Source organism: Bradyrhizobium sp. SZCCHNR1051, assembly GCF_032489615.1.
Taxonomy (GTDB): domain Bacteria; phylum Pseudomonadota; class Alphaproteobacteria; order Rhizobiales; family Xanthobacteraceae; genus Bradyrhizobium.
Genome location: NZ_JAUEYJ010000004.1, coordinates 174127 through 193933 on the forward strand (window position 1 = coordinate 174127; position 19807 = coordinate 193933).

The 19807-nt window shown below is 64.5% G+C and carries 16 protein-coding genes; 5 read left to right on the top strand and 11 right to left on the bottom strand.

Translation table 11 applies throughout. From position 1 onward, the window contains the following. Positions 1-40 precede the first annotated feature (40 nt). The 7 genes from QW868_RS06210 to QW868_RS06240 form a co-directional block, all read right to left on the bottom strand. Positions 41-394 (bottom strand): hypothetical protein, encoded by a 354-nt coding sequence (locus QW868_RS06210; RefSeq protein ID WP_315736933.1) that lies wholly within the window; start codon positions 392-394, stop codon positions 41-43. Positions 395-563: 169 nt separating this feature from the next. Continuing rightward, positions 564-1196 carry a CAP domain-containing protein gene (locus QW868_RS06215; RefSeq protein ID WP_316230138.1) on the bottom strand — a complete coding sequence of 211 codons (633 nt, stop codon included), beginning with the start codon at positions 1194-1196 and terminating at the stop codon, positions 564-566. A 151-nt stretch (positions 1197-1347) separates the two neighbouring features. Then, positions 1348-2376: a transporter gene (locus QW868_RS06220; protein WP_315779365.1), complete on the bottom strand. Its 1029-nt coding sequence runs from the start codon at positions 2374-2376 to the stop codon at positions 1348-1350. Between the two features lie 101 nt (positions 2377-2477). Next, positions 2478-3266, bottom strand: a complete 789-nt coding sequence (locus QW868_RS06225) for a hypothetical protein (protein ID WP_315796388.1) — start codon at positions 3264-3266, stop codon at positions 2478-2480. A 53-nt stretch (positions 3267-3319) separates the two neighbouring features. Further along, positions 3320-5869 carry an arylsulfatase gene (locus QW868_RS06230; protein ID WP_316230139.1) on the bottom strand — a complete coding sequence of 850 codons (2550 nt, stop codon included), beginning with the start codon at positions 5867-5869 and terminating at the stop codon, positions 3320-3322. Between the two features lie 24 nt (positions 5870-5893). Further along, a complete protein-coding gene (locus QW868_RS06235) occupies positions 5894-6136 on the bottom strand; it encodes a hypothetical protein (RefSeq protein WP_315736927.1) in 243 nt (80 codons plus the stop codon). 63 nt (positions 6137-6199) lie between these two features. Continuing rightward, positions 6200-6466: a hypothetical protein gene (locus tag QW868_RS06240; RefSeq protein WP_315736926.1), complete on the bottom strand. Its 267-nt coding sequence runs from the start codon at positions 6464-6466 to the stop codon at positions 6200-6202. On the opposite strand from QW868_RS06240, the gene QW868_RS06245 reads away from it, so the two are divergent. Continuing rightward, complete coding sequence (locus QW868_RS06245) at positions 6450-8759, top strand: tetratricopeptide repeat protein (RefSeq protein WP_410051282.1); 2310 nt, start codon at positions 6450-6452, stop codon at positions 8757-8759. The genes QW868_RS06240 and QW868_RS06245 overlap by 17 nt on opposite strands. Positions 8760-8879: 120 nt before the next feature. On the opposite strand, the gene QW868_RS06250 is transcribed toward QW868_RS06245, so the two are convergent. Then, positions 8880-9221: a YqfO family protein gene (locus QW868_RS06250; RefSeq protein WP_316230140.1), complete on the bottom strand. Its 342-nt coding sequence runs from the start codon at positions 9219-9221 to the stop codon at positions 8880-8882. A 207-nt stretch (positions 9222-9428) separates the two neighbouring features. Here QW868_RS06250 and QW868_RS06255 point away from each other — a divergent pair, with 207 nt between their 5' ends. Together QW868_RS06255 and QW868_RS06260 are read left to right on the top strand one after the other, a co-directional pair. Beyond that, a complete protein-coding gene (locus QW868_RS06255; protein WP_316230141.1) occupies positions 9429-10676 on the top strand; it encodes a multidrug effflux MFS transporter in 1248 nt (415 codons plus the stop codon). 271 nt (positions 10677-10947) lie between these two features. Next, a complete protein-coding gene (locus tag QW868_RS06260) occupies positions 10948-11730 on the top strand; it encodes a sulfite exporter TauE/SafE family protein (protein ID WP_316230142.1) in 783 nt (260 codons plus the stop codon). A gap of 273 nt (positions 11731-12003) precedes the next feature. On the opposite strand, the gene QW868_RS06265 is transcribed toward QW868_RS06260, so the two are convergent. Then, positions 12004-13803, bottom strand: a complete 1800-nt coding sequence (locus QW868_RS06265) for a ShlB/FhaC/HecB family hemolysin secretion/activation protein (protein ID WP_316230143.1) — start codon at positions 13801-13803, stop codon at positions 12004-12006. A 127-nt stretch (positions 13804-13930) separates the two neighbouring features. Between QW868_RS06265 and QW868_RS06270 the strand changes: the two genes are divergently transcribed. Both QW868_RS06270 and QW868_RS06275 read left to right on the top strand, forming a co-directional pair. Beyond that, on the top strand, positions 13931-15214 hold the full coding sequence (locus tag QW868_RS06270; RefSeq protein WP_316230144.1) for a FecR family protein: 1284 nt from the start codon (positions 13931-13933) through the stop codon (positions 15212-15214). Between the two features lie 148 nt (positions 15215-15362). Then, positions 15363-18131, top strand: a complete 2769-nt coding sequence (locus QW868_RS06275; protein ID WP_316230145.1) for an EAL domain-containing protein — start codon at positions 15363-15365, stop codon at positions 18129-18131. Between the two features lie 36 nt (positions 18132-18167). On the opposite strand, the gene QW868_RS06280 is transcribed toward QW868_RS06275, so the two are convergent. Together QW868_RS06280 and QW868_RS06285 are read right to left on the bottom strand one after the other, a co-directional pair. Then, entirely contained in the window at positions 18168-19094 is a 927-nt protein-coding gene (locus tag QW868_RS06280; RefSeq protein WP_316230146.1) for a polyphosphate kinase 2 family protein, read from the bottom strand. After that, positions 19091-19807: an NUDIX hydrolase gene (locus QW868_RS06285; RefSeq protein ID WP_315736917.1), complete on the bottom strand. Its 717-nt coding sequence runs from the start codon at positions 19805-19807 to the stop codon at positions 19091-19093. Before QW868_RS06285 ends, QW868_RS06280 begins: the two co-directional genes overlap by 4 nt.

Consider the following 19807-nt stretch of genomic DNA (forward strand, 5'->3'; position numbering starts at 1 on the left):
CGCGTGGGATCGTAGATCCCACCTCTTACGGCGCGTCAGCTCAGGCGAGCTTGGTGACGAGCGTGACCGCGTAGGCGTACGGCCCGTTCGGGCTCTTCTCGGCGATCCAGGCGCAGTACCAGTCGGAGCCGTAGCGCAGGCCCGTGTCCCATCCCGAGCCGCCGCCATGCTCGTTGTCCCACGACCAGGCCTTGCGGTCCTTCTTCGGATCGGAAGGGAAGCTGCTGCCGCTGTAGACGGAGATCTGCCCCTGCTGCGCGCGGAACGGGGCGTTCGTGCTCCACTTGAGCCACAGATTGCCCTGTTCCTCGTAGGACGTGAGCGACCATTGGAAGGACGCCGAGGCGGTCTGCGGGTTGGTGCTGGTGGTTGAGGTCTGCTCAATGACTGCCATGATGGTCTCCGTTCAAAATGAGATGAAAAATCTTCACAGTACCGGCTGCCAAAAAGACAACCAAAACTTGCATATCTGATTAGACTCGCCTCGGCAACGAGCCTGCTCGCACAACGCCGTGATCGCGCGGAAGGCATGGCGTCCCAGCCACGGCTGCGAGTCCCGGCGCTCAGATGCAGAGACCGATGACCTTGATGCTGAGGTGGCAGTCCTTGGAGGAGGATGTCGGCGGCTTGGCGCCCCAGCGCGTCGCCGGCGTGGCGTTGCCTTTCTCGGATCGGGTCGCGGTCTGCGCGACGACGGCCTTGGCCTTGCTCTTCGGAGCGCCCTTCGGCTTGTTGGCGTCGTAGTCGCCCGCGATCACCATCGCCCAATAGGTGCGCTTGCCGCTGGCATTCTTTGCGCTGGCGATGCCGACCTTGGTCGCCTTGGGCAGCAGCAGATTCTTGCGATGACCCGCCGAGTTGATCCACTGTCCCAGCGTCTTGTCGAAATTGTCATAGCCGTAGGCGATGTTCTCGGCCGCGCGGCCGGCCTTCGACGGAGCCACGCGGCGCGTGAACGGGCCGAGCACCTCGTGGCTGAGATCGTCCTTGTCGGCCATCGCACGCGCCTGCTCCATCGCGATGCGGTCGAGCGTCGCGTCGCGCGTCACGCGGCCTTCGCCATGCGCGAGCCGGAACGCCGAGATCTGATCGGCCGGTACGGCGTCGCCGGCAAATGCCGCATGGGCCGACAGCGCCAGCAGCGCTGCAACCAAAACCGCGCCAAAGCCGCGCAACGTGAAACGAAGCTCCCGCATGCTAGGACACGTACTCATCAATCCGGAGTGGGTAAGCGCAGCTCGATCGCCGTTTCGGTCCGAAGCGACGGACGTGCTGCACCGCCGCGGAACCACCCGATATGACAATGCCGGAATTCAGTCCAATGCGGGAGGTCGATACTTCTCTATTCTATTTCGACACTTTGTGCCAAGTCGGCGCCACCGTGCTGGCGGGCGCGGCCTCCGAGATCGAGAACGTCAGCCACGTGTTCCAGCCCGACGGTCGGTTGGCGGCGTCGAACTCGCCATATCCCTTCAGCCCCAGGAACGCCTGATTGCTGCCGATCTGGAAAATATATCCGATCTGCGGGCCAACGCCGAGGACGCGCGAGCGGAAGCCGCCGAGAACGGCGGGTTGACCGAAGTCGTCGGTAATCTGCTGATAGGCGTAGCCGACGAAACCGACGAAGACCTGCTTCGACAGGAACTGCGACACGCCCCAGTCCAGATGGAAATCGATGCCGCTCTGGTATTGGGTATCGGGATTCTTGAAATTGTAGGTCAAGCCGCCGACGGCCGAAAATTCCGTGCCGGTCGTCGGATTCAAATAAGTGTAGCCGCCGCCAAAGTCGATGGCGCCGTGACCGATGCCGATGTTGGCCAGCCGGTTCCGACTGTAGTCGCCGACGGGAATATCGCCGGCGCCATATACCATGGTATTGTGGACGCCGTTATTCCACTTGAGCTTCACGGTCGGATAGAGATCTCCGTAAGAGACGAGTGCGTCTTCGAGGAATCCGGTGCGCGTGCTGACGATCGGACCGGCAACCGTCGTCAACGTACCGGCGATGCTCGCGGAATTTCTGCCGTAGACGCTGGCCAGCGTCGCCGACAACTGGCCGCCGAGTACGGGCGTCGCAAACGTGTAGGTCGGCGCGATGAACATCAGATCGGCCTGGCCGCGCAAAGCCAGATTGAGATCGATGTTGACGGTCGGAGAAAATCGTCCGACCTGGAACTCGCGCGACGCCGCGGCCGCGCCTGAGGCACCCACGCTCGTATGGTAGTAGATGGCAGCCACCGACCAGCCCGGCGTGGCAGGCGTTGCGGCGAGGCTGCCGTACAATCCCGGCAGCCAGAACGAAATGCCGCTCTCATCGGCATGGGCGACCAGAGGCGAAAACGAAGCGAACGCGGCGGACGCGAAAACGCCGCTCAGCCACAATCGCAGGAAGCCGGACCTGCGTCCCGATCTATCGCGCTGCAATCGTACCCCCCACGCTCCCATTTCAGGCGGCATGCCTGAGTTGTCGTCGACGACTACGGCTTGTAGTCGCTCATCCCAGGTCCGGTCTTGTCGTAGACATTGAAAAACTCGTCCGACATGATCGTAGCGATACCACTTTTGGGTACCTCGGTCAGATCTTTCTCAAGCGTCTTGATCCGGAACTTCCACCCGGGCGGGAGCTGCTTGAAGTTGCTTGCTCCTGCGGCAACGAATTGTTCGAAGGTATGCTGCGGCTTGAGGCCTAGCTGGAATCCCTTCATGATCCAGGTATTGCCCTCGGCATCGTCGAGAAGAAGCGCCAGGGCGCCCTTTTTCCAACCGAGCCCGCTCTCCCGCGCGATGGTGATCGGCTTGTACGGAGTGGTTTCCGAGACGCTCACGTTGCTGCCAAGGTTCAACTGGGCGACCCATGCGGTGGCGATTCCGTTGAACTCTCTTTGCTTTCCGACGGTGACCTCGACCCAATCCGGCAGCCAGATTTTCGGACCATTCAACGATGCGCCGAGCACGCCGAAGTCCTTCTTCATGGCCTCGAAATCAAGGCCTTCGACCAACATTTGCGGGGCAGTGTCTCTCGACGCGGGGATTCCCTTCGAGGTGAATATGCTGTTGTGGCAGGCGGCAACCACCTTCCCCGTCTTCGCATCGCGACCTGCGAGAAAGATCTCGATGAAACGAACCTTGCTGGTGTTATCGAAGCGCCTGCTGACAGCGCCGTTGCCGTCAGCGAGAACCTCGGGCTCCGCGGTGCCTGCATTTTGCGCGACCGCTCCCCCTAGGCTCGAGGCCAGAAGGATCGTCGCCAGAATGGCTGTCTTCATTGCCGCTCCTTCTCAAGGGACCGATCACTGACCTGGCGAGCGCGAAGAGCGCATCAATCGGACAGTCCCTTCTTCAACGCCGCTGCCTTGCGGGCTTGGACGGCTTCTTCAGTGTCGGCCTTCTTCATATCCACTAGATCAATCGTCACCTTGCCGATCTTGCCTGTGAACTTGAACGGCATTTTGTAGGCCTCGGTAACAGGCGTGCCTTCATCGGCGCCGACGTCAGCGCCTTCGTCCGCGGAGTAGAAGCAGCATTGGGTTCGTTCGATCCGGCCGGTCGCGACGGTCTTTCCGTTCACGAGGATCGTGCCCACGCCACCCTTGCCCAGGCCGCCACCGTCGTAGGCGAACTCAAAGCGCAATGCGGCCTTGCCTGCCGGAAGAGCCTGCTTGGCGGTTACGGTGTATCGCTGCAGACCGAGAAAATTATACGTGTAGGTCGGCTTGCCGTCCTTCAGGTAGAAGCTCCAGCCACCGAACCGTCCGGCCTGGGCGATGATGACGCCATTGGCCCCGCCCTTCGGGATATCCAGATCGGCAGTAATGGTGTGCGATCGGTTCTTCAGGTTGATGAAGACATTCTCCGTCATCCCGATCATGCCTTCGTAGACCGTCAGGCTGGTGCGGCCGGCCATCAGGTCGGGACGTCCGACCAGCGCCGCGTTGGCGCGCTCCAGGGTGCGGTCGTCGAGCGGCAGCACGTTGTATTTCACGGCTTCCCTCAGGAACAGCTCCTGCATCTCCTTCAGCTTGTCCGGATTTTTGGCCGCCAGATCGTTGCTCAGGCTGAAGTCCGATCGCGCATCGTAAAGCTCCCAGATATCCTGCTGGAGCGGCCGCCGCGGCTTGGTTTCCCAGGCCGCCCGGTGCACCGTGCCGGCCAGCCAGCCGTCGCTGTAGATCGCGCGGTTGCCGAAGATTTCGAAATACTGCGTCGCATGCCTGCTCGGCGCCTTGGCGTCGGCAAAGCTGTAGGCCATGCTCACGCCCTCGATGGGAGTCTGGACCGTTCCATTTACGCTCTTGGGCTCGGGCAGTTTCGCTGCTTCGAGAATGGTCGGTACGATGTCGATGACGTGATGCCACTGCGGGCGAAGCTCGCCTTTCGCCGCGATCCCCTTCGGCCAATGGACGACCATGCCGTTGCGGGTGCCGCCATAGCTCGAGGCCACTTGCTTGGTCCAGGTAAACGGAGTGTCGCCAGCGACCGCCCAGCCGGCGGCGTAATGGCCGTAGGTGTTGGGACCGCCGAGTTCGTCATAGTGCTTCAAGACGTCCTGGACGGTTTCCTGCACTCCATTGAAATAGGTCATCTCGTTGTACAGGCCATTCGCGCCGCCTTCGGCACTCGCGCCGTTGTCGCCGACGATGTAGAAGATCAACGTATTGTCGAGTTGGCCCGTTGTCTTGATGGCGTCGATCAGGCGGCCGATCTCTGTGTCGGTGTATTCGCCAAATCCAGCGAATACTTCCATCTGGCGCACGAACAGCTTCTTCTCGTCAGCGCTCAGCTTGTCCCAGTCCTGGATGGCGTCCGGCTTCGGGGCGAGCTTGGTATCGGGTGGCACCACGCCGAGCTTGATCTGCCGCGCCAACGTCTCCTCGCGCAGCTTGTCCCAGCCCTGATCGAACTTGCCCTTGTACTTGGCGATCCATTCTTTGGGCACCTGATGCGGGGCATGGGTGGCGCCGGGTGCAAAATACATGAAGAACGGCTTGTCCGGCGTCAGCGATTTCTCCGACCGCATCCAGTCGATCGCCTTGTCGGTCATGTCGGTCATGAAATGATAGTTCGGGTCCTTCGACGGCTCCACCTGGGTCATGCCATCGTAAATCAGCGGCGCCCATTGATTGGTTTCGCCGCCCATGAAGCCATAGAACTTGTCGAAGCCCTGGCGCGTCGGCCAGCGGTCGGTCGGGCCGGAGGGACTGACCTCCCATGCCGCGGTCTCGTGATTTTTGCCGAAATGCGCCGTGCTGTAGCCGTTCAACCGCAGCATCTCCGCGACGGACGCGACATTGTTGGGACGCTGGCCGGTCTGCCCCGGGAAGGTCGTCGCGGTTTCCGCGATCGATCCGAAATTGTTCATGTGATGGTTGCGGCCGCTGAGCAGCGCCGCGCGGGTCGGCGAACAAAGCGCCGTGGTGTGAAACTCGTTGTAGCGGAGACCCTCGTTGGCGAGGCGGTCGACCGTCGGCATCCTGATTGGGCCGCCAAACGCGCTCGACTGGCCGAAGCCCATGTCGTCGATGAGCACGATCAGTACATTGGGTGCACCGGCCGGCGCCTTGACTTCAAACCGCGGCGGCGGCGTCGCATCGCGCGCATCGAATACGGTGCTGTGTGGAGGGTGCGGTTCAGGAATCGGCAGAACCGATCGCTCGGTCGGCAACACAGCACTCGGCGGCGCCGACTGTTGGGCCAATGCTGGAAGCACGAGTAGCGTCGTCAACGACAGCGCCGACACAGCCAACTTCACTATTTGCTTCATGATCACTGCCTTCAAATGAGACAATTTGACACGGCTTCTCGCTGCCGGAACAATTCCTGCCCGCAAATCGCGATCATCGGCGCGGGCAATGACGTTCGGCCAGCCCAACCGGCTCAAGGAGAAGCGAAAATTCTAGCGTCTGCCGACGCGATTGACCGGCCCGCCTCGATTCATCGGCGTTCCCCGCACGCGCACGCCTGGGGTCACCACGGCGCGCGCCACCGGGCGGGGCCGCAGCACGACGCCGGGCCTCACGACGCAGCCGACGGGATACTCGACATACTGACAATACACCACTGCACTAGCCCTTTCAGTGCTCGCGGCTACGAACCCCGTCACCAGCAACAGCCCTGTTAGGGCAATTGATAATTTCATCTTGGCATCCTCCCATCGAACAGCTCATCATCGGGGCCTCCGGGAGGCACGCCTTGATGCAGGTCAAGCGACCTTGGCAAACATTCCTGCATTTGCGGAAATGACCGACGGAGCAGCTTGATCGCAAGCTGACCAATTGGGCCGTGAGGTAAAAGCGTTGACACGCAGGCGGCCAAAAGCCGGCACGAAGGGATCGCGGAAGGGATCCGCCGCGGCCCCATCACCGGCTGCGCCGCAGGATCGGCTTGCTTCCGGCGAAACGGCCTTCTCCAGGCGCGCGACCTGGATTGCAGTAGCGGTCACGATCGCGCTCGTGCTGGTGGTCGGCATGGTTTTTCATCTCCTCAAGGCCGGCGGACCGGCCTCCACGGCGCAGGCCTCATTCGTCGCCACCTATGTGGGCAGCGAAAGCTGCGCCGGCTGCCATCAGGCAGAAGCCAAATTATGGGATATTTCGCAGCACAAGGCCGCGATGGCGCACGCGACCGACAAGACCGTGCTCGGCGATTTCAACAAGAGCTTCGACTATTTCGGTGTGCAGTCCCGCCTCTTCCGCGATGGCGGAAAATTCATGATCGAAACCGACGGGCCCGACGGCAAGCTTGCCGTGTTTGAGGTGAAGTACACGTTCGGTATCGATCCGCTGCAACAATATCTTGTTGAATTTCCAGATGGGCGCATCCAGGCGCTGCCGATCGCATGGGACGGCCGGCCCAAGGACAACGGCGGCCAGCGTTGGTTCCATCTCCATCCCGAGGAAGAGATCAAGCACGACGACGTCCTGCACTGGACCAAGCTGAACCAGAACTGGAATTTCATGTGCGCGGAATGCCACTCGACCGGCCTGCGCAAGCATTACGACGCCGCGACGGATCGCTTCGCGACGACATGGGCGGAAATCAGCGTCGGTTGCGAGACCTGTCACGGTCAGGGCTCCGCCCACGCCGCCTGGGCGCGTGACAAGCAACGCTGGTGGCCGTTCGGCAAGCACGAGGATCCGAGCAAGGGATTGCTGGTCCGCTTCGATGAACGGCGCGGCGTCACTTGGCCGATCGATCCGCGGAGCGGAAATGCGATGCGTTCAGCCGCGCCGGCCGCGCTGCGAAAGGAGATCGAGACGTGCGGGCTATGCCACGCGCGCCGTGCCGGCTTCAGCGAGGACTGGGCACCCGGTCAATCGCTGTCCCAGACCCATATGGTCGAGGCGCTCGCGCGGACCACTTATCATGCCGATGGCCAGATCCGCGATGTGGAGGAGCCCTATAACTATACGCCGTTCAAACAGAGCAAGATGTTTGCGGCCGGCGTTACCTGCAGCGATTGTCACGAGCCGCACGGCGCAAAGCTCCGAGTCTCCGGCGAAGGCGTTTGCCTGCAATGCCATGCGTCCGAAAAATACGCCGATGCGAAGCATCGCCATCACGCGGGAGCCGATCCGGCGCCGACCTGCATGTCGTGCCACATGCCGGCGCGCACTTACATGCAAATCGACCGGCGTCACGATCACGCCTTCCGCGTTCCGCGACCCGATCTTTCGGTCGAGTTGGAGACGCCGAACGCCTGCAACGACTGCCACAGCGACAAGCCGGCGCAATGGGCCGCCGCCGCGATCGAGCAATGGTTCGGGCCCGACCGAAAGGGCTTCCAGACCTATGGGCCCGCATTCCGCGCAGCACGCAGCGACCAGGCCGACGCCGCCGCGCTGCTTGACCTTCTGGCCGCGGACAGGAACGCGCCGGCTGTGGCGCGTGCGAGCGCGCTCGGCGAACTCGCCTCGCGCATCGCTCCGGCGAACATTGCGACCGCACGGGCAGGCCTGGCCGATCCCGATCCCATGGTGCGGATCGGCGCGCTGGACATGCTGGAAAACGTGCCTGCCGGCCAGATTTGGCCGCTGGTCTCGCCGCTGCTCACCGATCCCGTGCGTGGCGTGCGGATCAGGGTCGCCTCCCTGCTCGCTTCCGTTCCGACTGCAAGCCAGCCGCTGCCCGATCGCGCACGCTTCGATCAGGCGGCAGGCGAATTCATCACGGCGCAGCGCGCCAATGCCGAACGGCCCGAGGCCCGCACCGCATTGGCAAACTTCCTGGCCTTGCGCGGACGGACCGGGGACGCGGAGACCGAGTACAAGGCAGCCCTCAGGCTCAGCCCGCACTATGCGGCGGCCGCCATCAATCTGGCCGACCTCTATCGCCAAATTGGCCGCGACGGCGACGGAGAAGCTGTTCTGCGCGGAGCAATTGCGGCATCACCTGCCGACGCGGCCGCGCATCACGCACTCGGCCTGACCTTGACCCGGCTGAAGCGGCACGACGAGGCGCTCGCCGAGTTGCGCAGAGCAACAGAACTCGAACCGGGTCGCGCGCGCTATATCTATGTCTACGCGGTGGCGCTGCATTCCGGCGGGCGAGCCGACGAAGCAATGACGGTCCTAAAGGAAGCTCTGGAAAGCCATCCCAATGATAGGGATGTGCTGTCCGCTCTGGTTTCGCTCAGCCGCGCGACAGGCGATGCAAAGGCGGCGCTGGGCTACGCCGAAAGGCTCGCAATCATGACGCCGGAGGACCGGAATCTGGCGGCGTTCATCGGCGAGATCAGGCGGCAGATTGACAAGCCAAACTAAGATAGCTGGCTCTCCTGCCTTAGCTCACAAAGGGCGCCCGAAAACCTCAAATGGAGCGAGCGCGAAATCGACGCTGAAATGACTGGGGACGCAACAAAGTCGAACGGGTCTTCAATGAGATCAAGCACTGTCGGCGGATCGCAACGCAACCACCTCGATCGGGTAGATGTCGATCGCCGGCTCCTCATAGGGATGCGCAGCGCGGATCGCCTGTAGCACGGCCTTCAGCCGGTCCTCGGCGCAGACGGTCTCGATGCGCTCCTCCTCGACCGTCTCGAGCTGGCCGACCGCGCCGATGGCTGGATTGGCGCCTCCCAGCGGACGAAACCGGCCCACGCCCTTCGCGGTAAACGAACAGTGGTCGTAATTGCCGATGCGGCCGGCGCCGGCCTCGCCCATCGCGTGGCGCACGGCGTCACCCGCTGCTTCCGGGACATAGACGACGATCTTGTAGGTCTTCATGCTGGCCTGGATCCGGACGTCGATCACACGGCCGTTACCATCGCGTCGCCGCCGGCGCAATTTTCAGCGGGTCACGGCGGGTCACAATCGCGCCAACGGCCGGCGCCGGTGACCAGCCATTCCGAAACACGCCTTGTGCGACGCAGCAAAGCCGATACGTATGGGTGCCCATTTCCGCATTTCCCTACACCATGGAAGGCCCGCGCCTTGGCTGATACCAGTGCCGACACCATCGAGATCGTCCGTCACCGGCCGATGGGCTTCACCGAATTCGTCATCGTGGTCGCGGCGATCATGGCGCTCAATCCGCTGGCGATGGACATGATGCTGCCGGCGCTGCCGAACATCGGCGCCTCTTTCCACATCGACGTCGCCAACCGGCTGCAGACGGTGCTGTCGGCGTTCGTCATCGGCTTCGGCCTCGGTCAGTTCGTCATCGGCCCACTGTCCGACAGCTTCGGCCGGCGCCCGGTGCTGATCGGCGGCATGGTGCTGTATGCGATCGCCAGCCTGTTCGCGATCGCCGCCCCGTCGTTCGAGCTGCTGCTGCTGGCGCGCGCGCTGGAAGGCCTCGGCACCGCGGCGACGCGCGTGATCGCGACCTCGATCGTGCGCGACTGCTATGCCGGCCGCCGCATGGCGAGCGTGGTCTCGCTGGCGATGATGGTGTTCATCGCCATCCCCGTGATCGCACCGTCGTTCGGGCAGGCGGTGATGCTGCTGACGCAGTGGCGTGGCATCTTCGTGGTGCTGACCTTGTACGGCATCGTCGCGCTGCTGTGGACCGCGGTGCGGCTGCCCGAGACGCTGCCGGAGAGCGAGCGCAAGCCATTCTCGATCGCCGCGATCACCGCCGCCTTCCGCAACACCCTCACCAACCGCCAGACGCTGGGCTATGCGCTCGCGGCCAGCGGCATCTTCGGCGCCATCCTCGGCTATGTCCTGTCCTCGCAGCAGCTATTCACCGGCGTCTATCATCTCGGCCACTACTTCCCGCTCGCCTTCGCCGCGATCGCGGTGACCATTGCGGTGGCCGGCTTCCTCAATGCCCGCCTCGTCGGACGGCTCGGCATGCGCATGATCTCGCACGGCGCGCTGGTCGGCAGTGTCGTCATCGCGCTGGCTTGCTTCAGCGCGGCGATTCTCGGCATGCTGCCGCTGTGGCTGTTCATGCTGCTGTCGGCCGGCATGATGTTTACGTTCGGCCTGATGTTCGCGAACTTCACCGCCCTGGCGATGGAGCCGCAGCGGGCGAATGCCGGCACCGCGTCGTCGCTCTACGGCTCGATCACGACCCTGCTCGGCATGGCCGCCGGCGCCGTCGTCGGCCAGGCCTTCGACGGCACCGCGCTGCCGTTCGCGGCAGGCTTCCTTGCCTGCACGTCGAGCGCGCTCGTCATCGTGCTGATTACCGAGAAGGGCCGGCTGTTCCACGGCTCCGGCAAGCCGGTCTAGATCTGATGCGGCCACCGCAGTCGCGATGCCAACTTTTTCGGCGCGGCGGCTGTGCACGCAAGGGCGGCTGCGGGGCCTCGACCGGAAGCAGGCAGCAGCGGGACCGATAGGCCGCTTTTCAACCGAAGCTGACATTTACAAATGACCGAGTTCTGGACTAGGGTTCCTGAGCCCCACGCCCTGCCGTAAGCAGGTGTGAAGCCAGCCGCCGCGACGGATCACGGGCAAGTATTGTTCAGGCCGCCCTGCGCGCCCTTCCCCACGTGTTCCAATGCGAAACAGACCAGTCGCTTTCGGCGCTGGCGCTGCAATCGGCGCGCTAGGCGGTCTAATCGGCCTCGGTGGCGCGGAGTTCAGGCTGCCGCTGCTGATCAGCCTATTTCGTTTCCGAGGCCTCGAAGCCGTCATCTTGAACAAGGCCACTAGCCTGATTGTGGTCGCGGCCGCGCTAGCGTTCCGTGCCCGTACAGTGCCCTTTGCCGAGATCGGCGAGCATTGGTCAATCATCGCGAACCTTCTCGCCGGCAGCCTTGTCGGGGCGTATGTCGGTGCTTCATGGGCTACGCGCCTGAAATCGGAAACACTCTACAAAATCATTGCAACGCTGCTGGTTGTTATAGCTGGCGTGCTGTTGTTCGTTCATGACGCTTCTGCCGGGGCTACCGCGCCGTTCGCCGGCTGGCGCCTGGTTGCCGCTGGCGTAGTGGCAGGTTTCATTATCGGTGTGATCGCTTCGCTGCTAGGCGTAGCCGGAGGTGAGTTTCTTATTCCCACGCTGATCCTGCTGTTCGGCCTTGATGTAAAGCTGGCGGGAAGCCTTTCGTTGGCAGTCAGCCTTCCGACGATGCTTGTCGGATTTGCGCGTTACAGCCGAGATCAGAGCTTCGTCGTGGTCCGAGACAATGCGTCATTCATGCTGGCAATGGCTGCCGGTTCTATCGTTGGCGCCTTTGTTGGCGGCCTGCTACTTGGCGTCGTCCCGAGTGCCATCCTCCTGCCGACGCTCGCCGCAATACTGTTGATTTCGGCGGTGAAGGTATGGCGACATGAGTAGGAATGGCACATCTGCTGTCAGCCCGAAGCAGAAGAATTCGGCGTTCTTGAGACTTCGCCGCCCGAGCATACCAATGTGCTCCCAGCGCCTCGACGAAGCTGTTATCGACGATATGGACGAGGTCTCGCCGATCTCGCAGTACGCGCCATCCAAGGCAATGAACCATCGCGACAGCCAGCGCGTGAGTTGGTCGGCTGCAGCGGTTGCCATAGCATTCGGTCCTCTCCCAATGGGAGAAGTGGACCTCTGCTGCCGCACCAAGCGCGCAAGTTCTCAGATGCAGGGGCCCTGCCCGCGCTGCGGGCACAGCTTCAGCACGCTCGACAGCGTCAACAGCAGACGCGCGCTGCGCGTCGAATTGTCGGGTGCGCGGTAGCTGAGCGGCACGGCGACGCCGAGATCGGCGCGCCAGTCGTTCGGGAAGGTGAAGCGCACCCCGGCGCCCGCCGAGGTCAGCGCCACGCCGTCGGACGGCCGGAAGCCATCGTTCCAGGCGAGCCCGGCGTCGAAGAAGCCGTAGAGCTGATAGCTCGTGAGATACTGCCAGTTCGGCTTCTGCTCGAAGCGGACCTCGAACGTGCCGGCGACGCCATTGTCGCCGCTGATCTCGGCGATGCCATAGCCGCGGCCATAGGCGAGGCCGCCAAGATAGAACTGCTGCGAATTGTACAGCGGACCCGACGCAAGCTGGCCGGCGGCCGCGAGCTTCAGCGACCACGCCTCGGACAAGGTCTGATAGCGCGCGAACCAGCCGTTGAAGACCGAGAAGCTCGGCGAGGCGCCCGCGCGCGAGGCGAGTGGATCGTCGAGCCGCGTCGCGCCGAACGCGTTCAGTCCCTGCCGATAGGCCAGCGTGAGATAGCTGTCGCCGCCGACATCATCCTTCCAGCGGTAGTCGGCGGTGAAGGTCAGCGTCCGGATGCGATCGCGATACCAGATGCCGAACAGGTCACGCTCGGTCACGTCGCTGAAGGCGGCCGCGAGATTGAGCTTCAGCGAGGCACGCTGCGACTGGATCGGCGCGAGGCCGCCGCGCAGCTCGAGCGTCTCGGTCACGGTGTTGTCGTTGAACAGCCGTCTCCAGTCGCCCGGTCGCACCTCGCTATACAGCGCGGAAGCGCCGATATGCGCCCCGTCGGTGCCGACCGGCACGTCGTAGGACAGTCGCCCGAACGCGAGTTGGCGCGGATCGCCGGGAGTTGTCGACATGTTGGCCGTGAGCGTGTCGCCCGGCAGCAGATAGGAGTTGAAGGCGGCGGTGGCATAGCTCTGCCACGGGCCCACCGTCGACGAGCCGAGATTGTCGATCCCGGTAAAGCCGTAGACGTGCCAGGTCTGCAGCTCGATCACCAGGCGGAACCGGCCGGTGGTGCCGCCGATCTCTTCCAAGGAGGAATCAACCAGACGGACGCCGCCGCGGCCGTTGATCAGCAGCAACTGCCGCTCCAGAGTCTCGAGGCGGGACGGCTGCTCCGCCAGCACGGGGCCAAGCATCGGCCTGATGCCGAACTCTTCCGCGCCGGCGCCCTTCAAGGCCACTTCGGTGATGCTGCCTTCGACGATCTGGATCCGCACCCGGCCATCGTGGATGTCCTGCGGCGGGATGATCGCACGGCTGAGATGATAGCCGGCGGCGCGGTACTGATCGCTGATCGCGGTCGCGATGGCAGCGAGGTCGGCCTGCGACACCGGCTTGCCGAGATAGGGCTGATAGCTCGCGGCGAGCTGCTCGGCAGGCAGCGCGGACGAGCCCGTCAGGGTGACGGCGCGCATGGTAAACAAGGGCTTGCGATCGCCGCCGCCCTGGGTCGCGAATTGCGGCGCCCGCGGCCGCGGCGGCGCCGGCTGCGTTGAGCGCGACTGCTGCTCGTCGAAATATCGCTCGGTCTGCCGCGGATCGAAGCTCGGTTGGCTGACCTGCTGCGCGCGGGCCGTCGCTGCAAACAGCGCCGCCGACAGGGAAATGCCGGCGGCAAGCGCGGCTCCATGCAGCCGTCGCGAGGCGTGCGGTATGATGGCCCTGTCGCGCCAACCCGCAGCCCTCCCAGTTCGCTCAACACAACCAGCGCGCATGGCTCGTTTTTAGTTTGTTAAGGTCAATGAAGCGTAAATGCGGGAAGCAAACACGGCTGCAACTCCTAAGGGTCTCTTGAAACATTTCGATTAGTTTCAAAAGCCGCCAACGACGCGAGTTCGTGCCATGTCCTTCAAGCGCTTCCTGATACCGGCGTTAGTCGCCGCGTGCCTTTTCGGTGCAACGCCGGCCGCATTCGCGGCCGACGGTGAGCCGTGGCTGGTGAGCAAATCGTCCGGTGAGGTCTGGGTCACCACCCAGGGCGCAGCGCAGGTGTCGCTCGGTCGCGAGGACCCGCTGAAGCCAGGCGATACGATCCGCACCGGGCCGACCGGCCGCGTCCGGCTGACACGCGGCGCCGAGACGATCGTCATCGCGCCGAACTCCGAAGTCGGCCTGCCCGCCGCGCCCAAGGACGGCATGGCGACGACCATCCTGCAGCGCGCCGGCTCGATCCTGCTCGACGTCGAGAAGCGCAATGTCCAACATTTCGAGGTCGAGACGCCCTATCTCGCCGCCGTCGTGAAGGGCACGCAGTTCAGCGTCACGATCTCAGGCCGCAGCACCAAGGTCGAGGTCAGCCGCGGCCAGGTGCAGGTGTCGGATTTCAAGACCGGCCAGATCGCCCAGGTGATGCCCGGCCAGGCCGCCACCGCCTTTGCGACCGGCCGCTCCGGCCTCAGCCTGTCCGGCGCCGGCACCTTCAGCCCGATCGAGCACGGTCGCCCGCGCGCCTCCACGATCGATCGCGTTCCGGTGCCGCGCGACGGCCTGCATCCGCCGCGCGAAGCGAAGGGGAGCGTGATCCACGCACTGAACGCCAACGGCTCGGGCGCAACGGTCGTCGCACAGCAGCATTCTGCAACGGGCCTCGGCGGCACGAAGCCGGGTGTCGTGCGGATCTCGTCATCGATCGGCGAGGTCAACCTGAACATCCAGAAGGCGACGCGCGGCCTCGCCCATGGCGCCCACACGCCGAGCGCCGGTGCAGGACGAAGCACCGCCTGGAATGACGCGCGCGGCAACGGCGGCAATGCGACGAGCAACTCGGCCACCGCGAGCGGCACGTCGGGAGATTCCTCGATCGCAGCCGCCGTCACCGCAGCGATCGGCTCACCGAGCGGCTCCGCCAGCGCCAATGCCGCCAGCAATGGCAACGGCGGCAACGGCAACAACAATGGCGGCAGTGGCAACGGCAACAACGGCCACGGCAACAACGGCCACAGCAACAACGGCCACAGCAACAACGGTAACGGCAACGGCGGTAACGGAAACAGCGGCAACGGTAACGGCGGCAACGGTAACGGCGGCAACGGAAACAGCGGTAGCGGCAACGGCAATAGCGGCGACCATGGCAATGGCAGCCACGGCAACGGCAATGCCCACGCCTACGGTCACAACAAGAACTGAGGATCCGCCATCGAGCTTCACGCCGGCATGCGTGGTCGTGGGGGAGCGCAGGCCAGCAGGGTTCCTGATGGCTCTGCGCTCGGAATGGGATGAGATTGGGATCGCGAAAGCGGGCGTCGACGTGGCACGCAGTCATTGGGGAGAGGGCATGTTCAGGCGGTTCATGCCGCATATTCTGGTGGTCGTTGCGCTGCTGACGGTCGGCCTGTCAGGCGGCCACGAGCTGTTGAGCCAAGCTCTCGTCGATCTGCGCTTCCGCCTCGACAACCGCCCTGCCAGCGGCGAGATCGCGGTGGTCGCGATCGACCCGCGCTCGATCGAAGCCATCGGCGTTTGGCCGTGGCCGCGGACCCAGTATGCGCACCTGCTGGAGCAGTTGCAGCGCGCCGGTGTCCGCGACGTCGCCTTCGACGTCGATTTCAGCACGCCGTCCGACGCGGCCGGCGATCAGGCCTTCCTGAACGCGCTGCAGAATGCCAAGAGCTCGGTCGTGCTGCCGGTCTTCAGGCAGCTCGATGCGGCGGGGAAGGAAACCGCCATTCACCTCAACCGACCGCTGCCACAGTTCGAGCAGCTCGCATGGTCGGCCTTCGTGAACATCGAGGTGGCACGCGACGGTCGCGTCAGAAGCTACGCTTTCGGCGAAAATGATGAGACCGGCGGCGCGAAGACCTACCTGCAGTCCATGGGAGCGTTCCTCGCCGGAAGCGATGCGGTCAAGCACAGCTCGTTCCTGGTCGACTACGGCATCGATCCATCGTCCCTGCCGAGGGTGTCGTATGTCGACGTCGTCCGCGGCGACACGGCGGCGCTGGCCAGGCTCAAGGACAAGCGGGTGATCGTCGGCGCGACCGCCATCGAGCTCGGCGACTACTACAGCGTGCCGAACGGCCGCGTTCTGCCCGGCGTCATGCTGCAGGCGCTGGCGGCCGAGTCCATCATTCAGCATCGCACCCTGCTCTCGACATCGACGACGGCCACAATGGCCGGCCTGCTGCTGATCGTCATCCTCATGCTGGCGAGCTGGCGGCAGCTCTCGGCGGCGCGGCGCGCGCTGCTGATCGCCATGATCAGCGTCCTGATCGAGGCCGCGGCGCTGCTGCTGCACGACCGCTATGCCCTGGTGCTCGACACCTCGCTGCTGCAGATCGCGCTGGTCGCCTATCTCGCGGCAACGGCCCTCGACGAGATCGGCTTCCGCGGCCTGCTGCGGCACGTTGCCGAGAGCCGCTTCGAGCGAATCGCGATGTCGATCGGCGACGGGCTTGTCTGCACCGACCGGGACCGGCGGATCACGGTGTGGAATCCGGGCGCCGTCGCGATCTTCGGTTACGGTGCCGACGAGATCATCGGCCAGCCCTTCGCGCGCCTGCGCGCCGACGGCAGCGACACGCATGACCTGTTTCCGCAGCAGGAGGCGGCGCTGCCGGCGACGTTGATGCCCGGCGGATCCACGATCGAGTTCGACGGCCGCCGCAAGGACGGCGAGGTGTTTCCGGTCGAGGCGAGCTTCTCCGCCTGGCAGGGCGCCGACGGCCTGCAATACGGCGTGATCCTGCGCGACATTTCGGTGCGCAAGCGCGAGGCCGAGCGCATCCGCTACCTCGCCGAGCACGACACGCTGACCGCGCTGATCAACCGCAACACGCTGCAGAGCGAGCTCGCCGCCATGATCGAGACCGCGGATGCCGCGTCCGACCGCGTGGCGCTGCTGGTGATCGGGCTCGATGCGTTCCAGCGCATCAACGACATGCTCGGCCACGCCTTCGGCGACAGCGTCTTGCGCGCGGCGGCCGAGCGGCTCCGCACCGAGATCGGCAACATGGGCCGCGTCGCCCGGCTCAGCGGCGACGAGTTCGCCGTCGCCATTCCCTGCTCCGCCATCGGCGGCACCGTGGCCGAGCTCGCCGACCATCTGTCGCAGCTGTTCGAGGCGCCGCTGGACGCGGGCACGCGTCAGCAGCGCGTCAAGGTCACCCTCGGCGTCGCCGTGCATCCCGAGGGCGGGCACTCGGCAGACGAGTTGCTCAGCAACGCGCACCTCGCCCTCTGTCGCGCCAAGATGGACCGGCCGGGCAGCCATGTGCTCTTCGAGAGCGCCATCCGCCGCGAGCTCGAGCAGCGATTGACGCTGGAGGCCGAGCTTGCGCTCGCCGTCGAGCGGAACGAATTCGAGCTGTTCTACCAGCCGCAAGTGGAGCTGTTGAACGGCCGCGTGATCGGCGCCGAGGCGCTGATCCGTTGGCGTCATCCGACGCGCGGCCTCGTGCCTCCCGGTGATTTCATTCCGGTCGTCAACACCTCGCATCTGTCCGAGGCGGTTGCGACCTGGGTCATGGCCACCGCCTGCCGGCAGGCGCGGCAATGGCAGCTCGCCGGCCACGACATCCGCGTCGGCGTCAACCTGTCGCCGTCCCAGTTCCAGTCCGGCGACCTCGCCGCCTTCGTCAGCAAGCTGCTCACGTCGACCGGCCTGTCGCCGCGCCTGCTCGAGCTCGAAGTCACCGAGGACATCCTGCTGCACGACGAACCCGGCGTGCTGCAGACGTTCAACCGGCTGCAGGCGCTCGGCGTCAGCCTGGTGTTCGACGATTTCGGCACCGGCTATGCGAGCCTGAGCTACCTGAAGAAATTCCCGCTCGATGGCCTGAAGATCGACCGCTCCTTCGTGCGTGACGTGCTGACCCAGGCCGACGACGCGGCCATCGTCGGCTCGACGGTCAGCCTCAGCAAACAGCTCGGCCTGTCCGTGATCGCCGAGGGCATCGAGAACGAGGCGACGGCGGAGTTCCTGCTGCGGCTCGGCTGCGAGCAGGGACAGGGCTATCACTTCGGCAAGCCGATGCCGGCCACCGATTTCGAGCGTCGGTTCCTGGTGGCGGACGACGCCGACCGGCGGCAGGCCGGCGCGGCGTGAGGCAATGCCGGGTGATTGCGGCTTTGGCTTCGCGTCTCAGCCGCCGCCCTTCTTGCCGCCCTTGCCTTCGCTCTCCAGCGCCTTCCGCACCGCCTTGAACTCCTCGCGCGAGGCGGCATCGACGCGCGGAAAATGCAGATCCAGGCTTTCCAGCGCGGCGACGATGGTCGAGCCGATGACGACACGGGCGAACCATTTGTGATCGGCCGGAACGACGTGCCACGGCGCACAGGGCGTCGAGGTGTGGCGCACGATGTCCTGATAGACCGCCTGATAGCGGGGCCACTTGGCGCGCTCGGTGATGTCCCCCATCGAGAACTTCCAGTTCTTCGCCGGCTCCTCCAGCCGGTCGAGAAAGCGCGCGCGCTGCTCCTCCTTGGAGATGTTGAAGAAGAACTTCAGGATCACGGTGCCGTTGCGCGACAAGTAACGCTCGAAAGCGGAGATGTCCTCGAAGCGCTCGCGCCAGATGTTCTTGGTGACGAGCCTCGGGGGCAGCTTCTCGGCCTTGAGGATCTCCGGATGCACGCGCGTGACCAGGCATTCCTCGTAGTAGGAACGGTTGAAGATGCCGATGCGGCCGCGCTCGGGGAGCGCGATGGCGCTGCGCCACATGAAATCGTGATCGAGCTCCTTCGAGGTCGGCTGCTTGAACGAGGTGACCTCGCAGCCCTGCGGATTGACGCCCTCGAAGATGCTCTTGATGGCGCTGTCCTTGCCCGAGGCATCCATGCCCTGCAGCAGCACCAGCACCGACCAGCGGTCCTGCGCGTACAGCTTCTCCTGGAAATCGGAGAGGCGCTGGCGGTTCTGCTCGATGATCGCCTCGCCCTGCTCCTTGTCGAGACCGCCCTTGACCTTGGTCTTGTGCGATTTGAGGTGAAATCTGTGCCCGCCATCGATCCGGAACGGCGAGATGAAACCATCGAGCTCATCGGCCAGCGTGCGCGGTTTCTTGCTCATGAGGACGGCTCTCCGGGGCTGAATTGCGTTTCGAGGAAGGCGGTCACGAAGCGCGGCATCGCCGCAGTCAGATCGCTCCTGCTTCGAACCAGCCGGATCGAGCAGAGTTCCGGCTCGTCCTGGGCCGCGAGATTGGCCTCGATGCGGCGCTGCAGAGCCTCGCCCATGTCGGAGGCGTCGAGCACGCGCATCAGCGCGATCGACGCGCCGGTCACGACACAGTCCCAATGCGCCGCGGCCTGATAGTCCGATGGCGCGAGCCCGGTCTCCTCCTCGACCTCCCGCGCGACGTTGGCGGCGAGATCGAGCACGCCGTTGTTGACGTCGGCGAGATCCGGCGTGCCGGCGGGAAAATACAGCCGGCCGGCATTGGCCGTATGCACGCCCATCTCGCCGAGCACGAAGGCGCCGTCGGCGGCACGCAGCGCGCCCATGCCGAAGCCGTTGAAGGCGGAGCGATCCGGAAAGCCCCAGTCGCGCCACGCCAGCAGGCTGGCGAAATCGGTCTCGAAATAGCTCGCTTCGAACAGGCCGTCCGCGAAGCGCGGGTTGCGCCCTAGCAGCACGCGGCCGTTCCACAGGCCCGGCTTGGCGCGCCGGCATTCGGCGAAATGCGCCGCGATGTCGTCGCGGCGCTGGTTCGCGAACGGCCACTCCCATGGCTCGACCTTGAGGTCGAGCGCGGTGACGCGGTGGATGACGACCTCGGTCAT

What these genes read in the sequence shown, in the direction of transcription:
- QW868_RS06210 (WP_315736933.1), bottom strand. Translation starts at nt 394, where the DNA reads ATGGCAGTCATTGAGCAGACCTCAACCACCAGCACCAACCCGCAGACC.
- QW868_RS06215 (WP_316230138.1), bottom strand. Translation starts at nt 1,196, where the DNA reads ATGCGGGAGCTTCGTTTCACGTTGCGCGGCTTTGGCGCGGTTTTGGTT.
- QW868_RS06225 (WP_315796388.1), bottom strand. Translation starts at nt 3,266, where the DNA reads ATGAAGACAGCCATTCTGGCGACGATCCTTCTGGCCTCGAGCCTAGGG.
- QW868_RS06235 (WP_315736927.1), bottom strand. Translation starts at nt 6,136, where the DNA reads ATGAAATTATCAATTGCCCTAACAGGGCTGTTGCTGGTGACGGGGTTC.
- QW868_RS06240 (WP_315736926.1), bottom strand. Translation starts at nt 6,466, where the DNA reads ATGCCGACCACCAGCACGAGCGCGATCGTGACCGCTACTGCAATCCAG.
- QW868_RS06250 (WP_316230140.1), bottom strand. Translation starts at nt 9,221, where the DNA reads ATGAAGACCTACAAGATCGTCGTCTATGTCCCGGAAGCAGCGGGTGAC.
- QW868_RS06260 (WP_316230142.1), top strand. Translation starts at nt 10,948, where the DNA reads ATGCGAAACAGACCAGTCGCTTTCGGCGCTGGCGCTGCAATCGGCGCG.
- QW868_RS06265 (WP_316230143.1), bottom strand. Translation starts at nt 13,803, where the DNA reads ATGCGCGCTGGTTGTGTTGAGCGAACTGGGAGGGCTGCGGGTTGGCGC.
- QW868_RS06270 (WP_316230144.1), top strand. Translation starts at nt 13,931, where the DNA reads ATGTCCTTCAAGCGCTTCCTGATACCGGCGTTAGTCGCCGCGTGCCTT.
- QW868_RS06275 (WP_316230145.1), top strand. Translation starts at nt 15,363, where the DNA reads ATGTTCAGGCGGTTCATGCCGCATATTCTGGTGGTCGTTGCGCTGCTG.
- QW868_RS06280 (WP_316230146.1), bottom strand. Translation starts at nt 19,094, where the DNA reads ATGAGCAAGAAACCGCGCACGCTGGCCGATGAGCTCGATGGTTTCATC.
- QW868_RS06285 (WP_315736917.1), bottom strand. Translation starts at nt 19,807, where the DNA reads ATGACCGAGGTCGTCATCCACCGCGTCACCGCGCTCGACCTCAAGGTC.